Below are 519 nucleotides of genomic sequence, written 5' to 3'. Positions count from 1 at the left end.
CCAGGAGCATGGCTGGGTAGCTACGTACGGAAGGGATAAGCGCTGAAAGCATCTAAGCGTGAAGCCCCCCTCAAGATGAGATTTCCCAACTAGTAAGACCCCTTGAAGACGACGAGGTAGATAGGTTGGAGGTGGAAGTGCAGTAATGCATGGAGCTGACCAATACTAATCGGTCGAGGGCTTATCCTATAAGTTTTCTGAAAGAAAACTCGCTGCGGAAGCGTTACGCTTTGCATCGGAGCAAGTACTTTGGGGACTACTACGGAGAAGATTTCTAAACACGCACATTCGTTTCGTATCTAGTTTTCAGGTGATCAAACATCTGAAGCAACTGTGGTTGATATCATGGATTGATATTTTCTCGCAGCGATTTCAAGGAGCGAAGCTCCGAAAAATCATGTTTGGTGGCGATAGCGGAAGGGTTCCACGCGTACCCATCCCGAACACGACCGTTAAGCCTTCCAGCGCCGATGGTACTTGGACCGAAGGGTCCCGGGAGAGTAGGACGCCGCCAAGCGA

General features: G+C 50.1%; 2 rRNA genes. Both read left to right on the top strand.

Features of this window, described 5'->3' with window-relative positions:
- Positions 1-189, top strand: a 23S ribosomal RNA gene (locus HII30_RS21415); the annotation flags it as partial.
- A gap of 211 nt (positions 190-400) precedes the next feature.
- Positions 401-517: ribosomal RNA gene (rrf, locus tag HII30_RS21410) — 5S ribosomal RNA — on the top strand.
- Positions 518-519: the final 2 nt, after the last annotated feature.

The sequence above is a fragment of the Paenibacillus lemnae genome, assembly GCF_012933385.1.
Lineage (GTDB): Bacteria > Bacillota > Bacilli > Paenibacillales > Paenibacillaceae > Paenibacillus_AQ > Paenibacillus_AQ lemnae.
This window is presented reverse-complemented; position numbering and strand designations above follow the sequence as displayed.